At 55.8% G+C, this 7,958-nt stretch carries 5 protein-coding genes and 2 pseudogenes; 5 read left to right on the forward strand and 2 right to left on the reverse strand.

The window, feature by feature from the left end; all coding sequences use genetic code 11:
- Positions 1 to 86: 86 nt before the first annotated feature.
- The 5 genes and pseudogenes from AAAC48_RS08355 (at position 87) to AAAC48_RS08375 (ending at position 5,785) form a co-directional block, all read left to right on the forward strand.
- The gene (locus tag AAAC48_RS08355; protein ID WP_340653738.1) at positions 87 to 632 is read left to right on the forward strand and encodes an AraC family transcriptional regulator ligand-binding domain-containing protein; all 546 of its coding nucleotides are present in this window, start codon (positions 87 to 89) and stop codon (positions 630 to 632) included.
- 10 nt (positions 633 to 642) lie between these two features.
- Positions 643 to 1,818, forward strand: a complete 1,176-nt coding sequence (locus tag AAAC48_RS08360) for an acyltransferase (RefSeq protein ID WP_340653739.1) — start codon at positions 643 to 645, stop codon at positions 1,816 to 1,818.
- Positions 1,819 to 1,830: 12 nt separating this feature from the next.
- On the forward strand, positions 1,831 to 2,928 hold the full coding sequence (locus AAAC48_RS08365) for a glycosyltransferase (protein WP_340653740.1): 1,098 nt from the start codon (positions 1,831 to 1,833) through the stop codon (positions 2,926 to 2,928).
- A 55-nt stretch (positions 2,929 to 2,983) separates the two neighbouring features.
- A pseudogene (locus AAAC48_RS08370) lies at positions 2,984 to 3,919 on the forward strand (glycosyltransferase); the annotation flags it as partial.
- A 63-nt stretch (positions 3,920 to 3,982) separates the two neighbouring features.
- Complete coding sequence (locus tag AAAC48_RS08375; RefSeq protein WP_340653742.1) at positions 3,983 to 5,785, forward strand: ABC transporter ATP-binding protein; 1,803 nt, start codon at positions 3,983 to 3,985, stop codon at positions 5,783 to 5,785.
- 946 nt (positions 5,786 to 6,731) lie between these two features.
- On the opposite strand, the gene AAAC48_RS08380 is transcribed toward AAAC48_RS08375, so the two are convergent.
- Both AAAC48_RS08380 and AAAC48_RS08385 read right to left on the reverse strand, forming a co-directional pair.
- Positions 6,732 to 7,331 carry a hypothetical protein gene (locus tag AAAC48_RS08380; protein WP_340653741.1) on the reverse strand — a complete coding sequence of 200 codons (600 nt, stop codon included), beginning with the start codon at positions 7,329 to 7,331 and terminating at the stop codon, positions 6,732 to 6,734.
- Positions 7,332 to 7,497: 166 nt separating this feature from the next.
- Positions 7,498 to 7,824, reverse strand: a pseudogene (locus AAAC48_RS08385) (DDE-type integrase/transposase/recombinase); the annotation flags it as partial.
- Positions 7,825 to 7,958: the final 134 nt, after the last annotated feature.

Genomic DNA, 7,958 nt, shown 5'->3' on the forward strand with positions numbered 1-7,958 from the left:
CGCAACGGTCAAAGCCTGTGCAAGACCCATCGGAGCAGCAAGGGAGCGCGCTTGTAGCGCTCTAGTCCCTCCGTGCCCGGCTGGGCGTGGCCACGATCTCCGCCGACGTGACGGACGAGACCGCCGCCCATGGCATCCTTGCCGAGGTCCGCCCGGACATCCTGGCGCTACAGGGCGCGACGACCTCGGGGCTGATCTCCGAGGACGACCGCGTGCTCTGGACCTACAAAATCGAAGATCCACGCCTGTTTCCGCGCCAACAGGATGCGGAATACACGCTCGCGGGGTTATGCCAGCTTGTCCGCAACTGTTTCAGTACCAATTGGCGGCTGCTCAAAATGCATTTCGAACATGCATCGCCGAGCGACTTGGCGTCGCTCAATCGCATATTCCGGATACCTATACGGTTTTCCCAGTCCGGCAATCGCATCGTCATGGAACGGTCTGATGTCGATCGAGCATGCTATCCACTACAGGCATGTCATCATTTGGCCCGATTCACCCCGCGATTATCACACACGCCTTTAATTATTCGTTGCGCCTGCATGGCGTTGAAATCGTGGGCGGCAAGAACCGTAGCTGATTGGAGAGTTGGCGCGGTCCAAGAGCTTGTCGGCAAAGCTGAATGCTGAGGGGATCCCGATGTCGAATGTGCGTTACCGGCAGTTGGACGGTCTGAGAGCCATTGCTGTCGTAATGGTACTTTATGCGCATTTTTTTGCTGCCGGTGGCTCCTTTTGGGGCCACGTCGGCGTGCGCCTGTTCTTCGTTCTGAGTGGGTTCCTGATTACGCGCCTCCTCCTGGAGGCGCGCTCCGCCGCAGAATTCGAACCGCTTGCGGCAATCAAGTCGTTTTACATTCGCCGGGCATTGCGCATTTTCCCCCCATATTTTGGCTTGTTGGGCTTCGTCTGGCTGGCCAACCTAGAGCAATCCAAACGAGTGCTGGCCTGGCACGCGCTTTACCTTTCGAACTTCTGGTATGCCTTTCGCGATGAATGGACGCCGTGGATCTTATGTCATACCTGGAGTCTGAGCATCGAAGAGCAGTTCTACGTCATCTGGCCGTTGATTATTCTGTTGGCACCGCGTCGTTCGATCGAACGGATTTGCATCGGTGTCATCCTCTTTTCATTAGCATTTCGCTTGTACTGGCCTGTTACGGGAACGCCTTCTCTCGCACGTGATCTGCTTCCTCCGGCATCGATGGACGCACTAGCGTCCGGTGCATTGCTCGCTGCCTGGCGATCGAGGACCGCGCTCTCGCCCCAGTGGATGAGGATGAGCTGGGTACCGCTCGCCGGCGCCTTCCTCATTCTGCTGTGGCTGAGACCGATGCCGGTGCCAGCGATACAGGATTGGGCACGCTGGATTGGGCTGGAGATCCTTCCCCTCGTCCCGCTCGTGATGATTGTGAGCTACTGTTCGGCAGGATTGGGTGGGTATCTCGGTCGGCTCGTTGAATGCCCACCACTAACTGCCCTGGGTCGCATCAGCTACGGCGTTTACCTTTTTCACGCGATCGTCCTTGCATTGACCGTCAAGGCTCAGCCCTGGATACCCATCAATGTCTCGGAGCAAGGACCCGGTCGGTTCCTCATCGCAGGTGCGGGCACACTGATGCTCGCTTATATCTCGTGGCTGGTTCTGGAAAAGCGGATTAACGCGCTAAAGAGCCACTTCCCTTATGTCGTTCCGAGAGGTCGCAGTTCCGCTCAAGGGCTTCATGGGACAAAGGCCCACGGTGGCCACGCATATCTGCGCGATCCAATCGATGACAGCGACGCTCTTCCAAACCCTCAATCGTCAATAAACTGATCGGAGTTAACCATGCCCACTCCACTGGTCTCCGTTCTGCTGCCTGTCTACAACGGTGAACCCTATCTCGCCGCAGCGCTCGCTAGCATTCTGCGTCAGGATCATGCGTGTCTGGAGATTATCGCGATCGACGACGGCTCGACTGACGGTTCCTTGGAGATTTTGCAGAGATACCAGAGAGCTGACGGTCGTATATCCATCGTGTCGCGCGAGAACCGCGGCCTCATTGCGACCTTGAACGAGGGCTTGGCTTTGGCCAAGGGCGATCTGGTCGCCAGGATGGATGCAGATGATATCTGCTACACGGCTCGCCTGTCGCGCCAGGTCTCCGTGTTTAAGCAGCAACCCCAATTCGCAATGTGCGGAACGGCTATCGATACGCTCATCGGGGACCGTATTGTGCGGGGCACACTCGATCCGCTCTATCAGTGGGCAAGTCTAGGTATATTGTCGAAGTTCTTTACGATCTTCATGCATTCGACGGTTGTCTATAACAGGAAAGTCATTCCAGATGAGATGCTTTTCTACGACGCGCGCTACGTGCACGCAGAAGATTTTGATCTTTTCAGGCGCATTACCGATCGCTTTTCAGCGACGATGATCGGCGAGAGTTTGGTCGCATACCGTATCCACGGGGAAAGCGTCACAAACAGGCATAAGCGACAAATGCGCAAAACGCATCTGAAGATCGTCGCTGAGAATCTCGAGCGAGAAGGTTTGGTCGACAATCCTGGTGTCCTAGAGGACATCGCTGACGCCGTAACGACGAACAGCGTTCGGCGTGTTGCCGAATGTATCCTGGTGCTCGAAGGGAATATCTCGGCTCAGCCCGTGGCGCTGCGGTCCAGTTATGAAGAAGGTACGTTGAACCTCTTTTATTTCCTTTACCAGCTCATCAGCGATGAACAAAAACCGCAGTTAACGCATGAGTTCTTAACGCGCACCCAAAAATGGGGGCTCATTCGACGCCGCGAACGATATGGTCTGCTCCCTGGTGCTTACGCGCCTTGGTTCAGTCGCGTTTCAATTGCGGCCAATAAGCAGGTGGACGCACTATCGCGGTACTTGCAATCCGTGCCCGCTGCTACCGTCCTTCCCGTTATCACCTAATCGCTGAGGCAGAATGGATACCGTACACCACCAGACCGCCCAATACAGTTCCAAGATGGCGTCCGCCGCGGTATCGTCGACTGTTCCGTCAGCGTCAGATGAGCCGGTGCTAGCAAGCTTCATCGTGTGCACGCGAAACCGCGCCGCGGCTCTAGCGGCCTGCATTAGATCAATTGAGGCAGCATGTCGGTCGCATGCTACCTTCACCAGCGAACTCGTGGTTGTCGACAACGGCTCAACGGATAGTACGCCAGAATACGTGACCCGCGTGGCCTCGGCGTCGGATATTGCGATCACGCTGCTTGTGGAAGCGCGTCCCGGCCTAGCCGCCGCTCGCAATGCTGGGCTGGTGCGGGCCCGCGGCAGCATTGTCATTTTCATCGATGACGATTGCGAAGTTCATTGTGACTACCTGCGTGATTTGGAGCGCCATTATGCGACTGGCGAGCGGTTAGTCATCCGTGGTGGCCGAGTTGAGCTCGGCAGCCCCACTGATTTACCGTTCACGGTCAAGCGATCGTCGGCGCGCGCGCGGCTTACCCGCGACACCCATCCCGGCGGCTTCGTGCTGGGCTGCAACATGACGATGGATCGTGAGGTCGCGACCCGTGTCGGCGATTTCGATGAGCGGCTCGGCGCAGGCGCCCCGCTGCGGGCCGCGGAGGACACCGACTACCTGATACGTGCATTCCAGCTTGGCGTCCCGGTCGAGTATGTGCCCGATATGACGGTCTTCCACCACCACGGTCGAAGCGCTCGCAAAGATGTCGAGAGACTTCACCGAAATTACAGTCTAGGCAATGGGGGGCTTTACCTGAAGCATATCCGTTGCGCACCATGGCTGCTTCGCCATTTCTATTGGACCGTGAGATCGGCTTTTATGGAGCTTTTCGGCGGCTCTCGTTTCGACCCTGAGTTGCGCCTGTCGCACTGGCCGATTGTATTCATGAATTTGCTCGGTGCTGCCGCATTCGCGAGCCTGCTTCTGACAAAACGGCTCCGTCGTCGAGAAGTCCATAAACACAAACAGGAACTCGTTAGCCGAGGTGACGTCATGTTACAGTTCGTATCGCCAGCCATTCAGGTTCTGCGAGAAGCGCTGGGGCGGCAATTACCCCTGCTTTCGGCCGTGGTTGTTCTCGGTCTAACCAGCGCCGCACTTGAAGGCACCGGCATTGGTCTCATCATCCCCATGCTGAGCATCATTGCCGGTCATGAAAATGATGTGGGATTGGGCGGTCTCTCTGCTATCTTTCAACAAGTTGGATCTGGTTTGGATGACGGAGAGCGGCTTGTAGCGATCGCAGCCATTGTCCTTTTCTTGATCACGTTGAAGAACATCTTGGCATTTTCAAACACTGTCCTGACGACATTCATCTACGGAAAAGCGAGCCACTCCATTCGAAGCGCGCTGTCACTGCAACTCCTGACGATAGGGTACCCGTTCTTCCTGCAACAGAATCCTGGGCGGCTGCTGAATATCATCTCTAACGAGTCGTGGCGGGCCTCGGATGCTATCCAGACCGCCCTCGCGTCGATTGTGAATGCGTCGGCCGCGATCATCCTACTGGGGTTCCTTCTACTTCTGTCCTGGCCGATGACTTTGTTCGTCGCGCTCGGTCTGGCCCTGGTCCAGCTGACCCACGCCGCTCTTTCGGCCAGTCTGAAAGACCCGAGCCGCAGCGTCACGTCGCTCAATAGCGAACTTGCATCCAGAATGCTCCATCTTGTGCATGCCGGGCGGTTGATCCGTATATTTGGACAGGAACAACGGGAAAAGGCCGTTTTTGACGAAGCATCGGACGCTGTCCGCCGGGCTGGCTTCTTCCTCCAAACTCGCCAGGGGGCATTACCGCCGCTGACCGAGGTGCTGCATGCGATGCTCTTCCTGGCAGTGGTCGTGGGTGCCTGGTTCATGGACGTGAGCTTTCCGGTTATCGTCGCATTCGTCGTCCTGCTTTACCGGCTGCAGCCGCATATGCGTGCATTGCAGCTGTCCTGGAGCCAGGTCCAGGGCTGGAGCGGATCACTGGAGGAAGTGAGATGGTTGTTGGATTCGTCAGACAAGCCCAAGCCTCCCGCAGGCACGGTGCCCGCCCATGGCTTGCGTCAACGGATGCATTTTGATGGCGTGACCTTTAGATACCCAGGTTCAGGCTCCCGCGCCGCGGTATTGCGTTCCGCGACCTTCGAAATTCGCAGCGGTTGCTCGACAGCAATTATCGGTCGATCTGGTGCCGGTAAGACCACGGTGGTAAACCTTCTGTGCCGATTTGTGGATCCGGATGAGGGGCAGATAATCGTTGATGGCGTGCCCTTGAGCCAGATCGACCCCATCCAATGGCGAAGCCAAATCGCGTTGGCCAGCCAGGACTTAGAACTGGTGGATGGTACCATCCTGGAGAACATCACCTATGGGCAAAACCTGGCGACGGCTGCCGAAGCAGAACGTGCGGCAAAATTAGCCGAGGCACACGAGTTTATCGAAGGCCTGCCTTGCGGGTACCAAACCCTCGTCGGCTACAGAGGCATTAATCTGTCAGCCGGACAGCGTCAACGCATTGCACTGGCAAGAGCGATGGTGCGCGATCCCGAAATCTTGATTCTGGACGAAGCCACAAACGCTGTGGACGGCCTTTCGGAAGCGGCGATCGTCGAAACGCTGAAATCCAGGGCCGGACGGCGTACAACGATCGTCATCAGCCATCATCGCAGTACGATAGCATTTTGCGATGATGTTGTGGTCCTCAGTGGCGGTCGCGTTAAGAGCCAGGCTCCATTTGCTCAAGTCGCCTCATTAAGCATGGACCAGCTCTATGAACATGAAACACCTGACGAGCATTTGGCCTCGGGCTGAGACAAGCGCCCGAACCCCAGCTTGCAGATTGGCTTGGTCCCATCTACGACCACGTCGACACGATCGCTATTGAGGGACCATTTCAGATAGAGCGCCACCGAACTGACTCGTCCGGGTTTTTCGTATCACCAAGGTAATATTTAGCGGTAGATATCACAAAGATGCCGCTCTCTCACGTGGTGCATCAATTACGTCAATTGTATCAACTGGTTGTTCGAGACTTTGGAGCGGTTGTACAAACTGAGCGGCAGCAACAACTGTTCGTTTGAAAATGCCGGTAATAGCGGTATTTGACCGATTTTGATTGGTGCCTGAAAGGCTACAATAGCCGCATCAACGACCCCTCCAAGGATGGTCATTCATGAACCAGACGATCAATTGAATATCGCAACCTTAGGCCCGTCGATCCTTGTCCATGTCGTGCATCCGGTCACCTTGCTGTTCGGTCCACTTTCCAGACGGTTGAGATCGCCGCTGCCTGAGGCAAAAATTTCGAATAAAAGAGGCCCGTCGGCCGTTAGCACATAATCGCGCGCATTGGACGCCCGATCTAACAAAAGAGTGACTTCAGATGTCAATAAAAGCCCTCTCGTTTGCTGTATTTCTTGGACTGATCTGCATCAGCGTTTCCGCCTGCGTCTCCACGCAAGGCGGATCTTCACAACACACCGCGCCCGCCGCACCAGCAGGAGGCGGCTATTGAATTTCAGACGCCGAGGATCGATAAGGGATCTGTTGCAACGGCTGAATTGGTTTATCCGAGATCCTGACGCCACAGCATTTATACGGCGAGGATTGCGAATTGTTAGGCCAGCGACGGATTCGGATTCAAGGCGTACCTCGCCTGTCGTATGCGCATCTTGCGAGCGGGTCTGAGCATGCCCGCCGCCTGTGTGCGTTAGTATGTGGGCGGCCGTGCCTTCAACGTCCGACTGTGAGACTGACGTCAAGTGGAGGGAATGCGCGGGTCTTGCACCAGATAAAAAGTGCGCTTCGGCGTAAAGTCGGCGATTGGAAAGTCAAAACTCGCGGTGGCGTTCGGATCAACGAAGCCGTTTCGGAAGATCATGCGGTCATAGGGCTCAGACTCGTCGCGATAGGTGGAAAAAAGGTCTGAATGGATCATGCCGGTCTTGTCGCCTGCCTGATAGAAGGAAAGACCATCGTAGTAGTCGCTTAGCACTCCCAGTTGTTTCTGCAGTTCGAACACGAACTCGATCCAGGGATGGCCGCTGCCATTGATCGCTTTGACCCGCAGATAGAACAGAAGTCCCGCGTTTGCAGTTGCGGGATTATGCTGTGCAATCCGCTCCGTTCGAATGACGATGGTAGTGGGAGATGCCGTGTCCAGCTCTTCCGTGACGACAATCGGGTCTTCAAGCGTGCCGATACCGCTGATCGCGCGAATCGTGAAGCCGCCGAGTTCATCGGAAAATGTATACTGTCCTGCTGACCATAGTTCGGATTCCTCCGCGGAGGAATAATTGCAAACTATGCTGGCAGTCAGGATGCCACCAACCGTGCAGATCACCCACGACAGTTTCATCCGGTCTCCAATAGGTTATGTGATGGCAAGCCACCGGCAACCGGGGATGTTAGACACTTCGATAACCGAATTATGAATGAAAGAAGCCACGGCGCAACTGGTATGGATGGTTGGGGCGATGTCACATTGTTTGAAATATAGGGGTGCGAAATCGCAAGCGACCTTTTCAGGCAAGCTGGCCGCTCACTGCTTTCCATTCGGCCATGGCATGCAAGCGGTGATTTCGGATCTGAAATGCTGAGCGATCTATACGGGATGGAACGAAACGGGATGGAACGAAGAGATTGCGAACGGCAGTGAAGAGCGAAACGAAATGCTGCAAGCTTCCGATCGTTCGAAAGCCTTGGCGCATTTGCACCCGTTTTCGAAATGGGAGATGCGAATTCTCCGCCCGATTGTTCAAGCCTTTGTGAGAACGATGCTCGACGTCTGGAATGACCTGACGCTTTGCCGCGCCATAGGAGCGCAATTTATCAGTCACCATCCGTTTTGGGAGGAGGACGCCATCTGGGCAGTAGACAGGTATCTCCCAGACTTGTCCCGGGCTAACGAAGCCCACCCGGTTTTGACGCCATCTATGCACTTTTCGACACGTCTTCAGCGGTTCGCTCACGCTCGTCTCCTTGC

The organism is Phyllobacterium sp. (genome assembly GCF_037994405.1).
Classification (GTDB): domain Bacteria; phylum Pseudomonadota; class Alphaproteobacteria; order Rhizobiales; family Rhizobiaceae; genus Phyllobacterium.

What these genes read in the sequence shown, in the direction of transcription:
- AAAC48_RS08375 (WP_340653742.1), top strand. Translation starts at nt 3,983, where the DNA reads ATGTTACAGTTCGTATCGCCAGCCATTCAGGTTCTGCGAGAAGCGCTG.
- AAAC48_RS08365 (WP_340653740.1), top strand. Translation starts at nt 1,831, where the DNA reads ATGCCCACTCCACTGGTCTCCGTTCTGCTGCCTGTCTACAACGGTGAA.
- AAAC48_RS08360 (WP_340653739.1), top strand. Translation starts at nt 643, where the DNA reads ATGTCGAATGTGCGTTACCGGCAGTTGGACGGTCTGAGAGCCATTGCT.
- AAAC48_RS08380 (WP_340653741.1), bottom strand. Translation starts at nt 7,331, where the DNA reads ATGAAACTGTCGTGGGTGATCTGCACGGTTGGTGGCATCCTGACTGCC.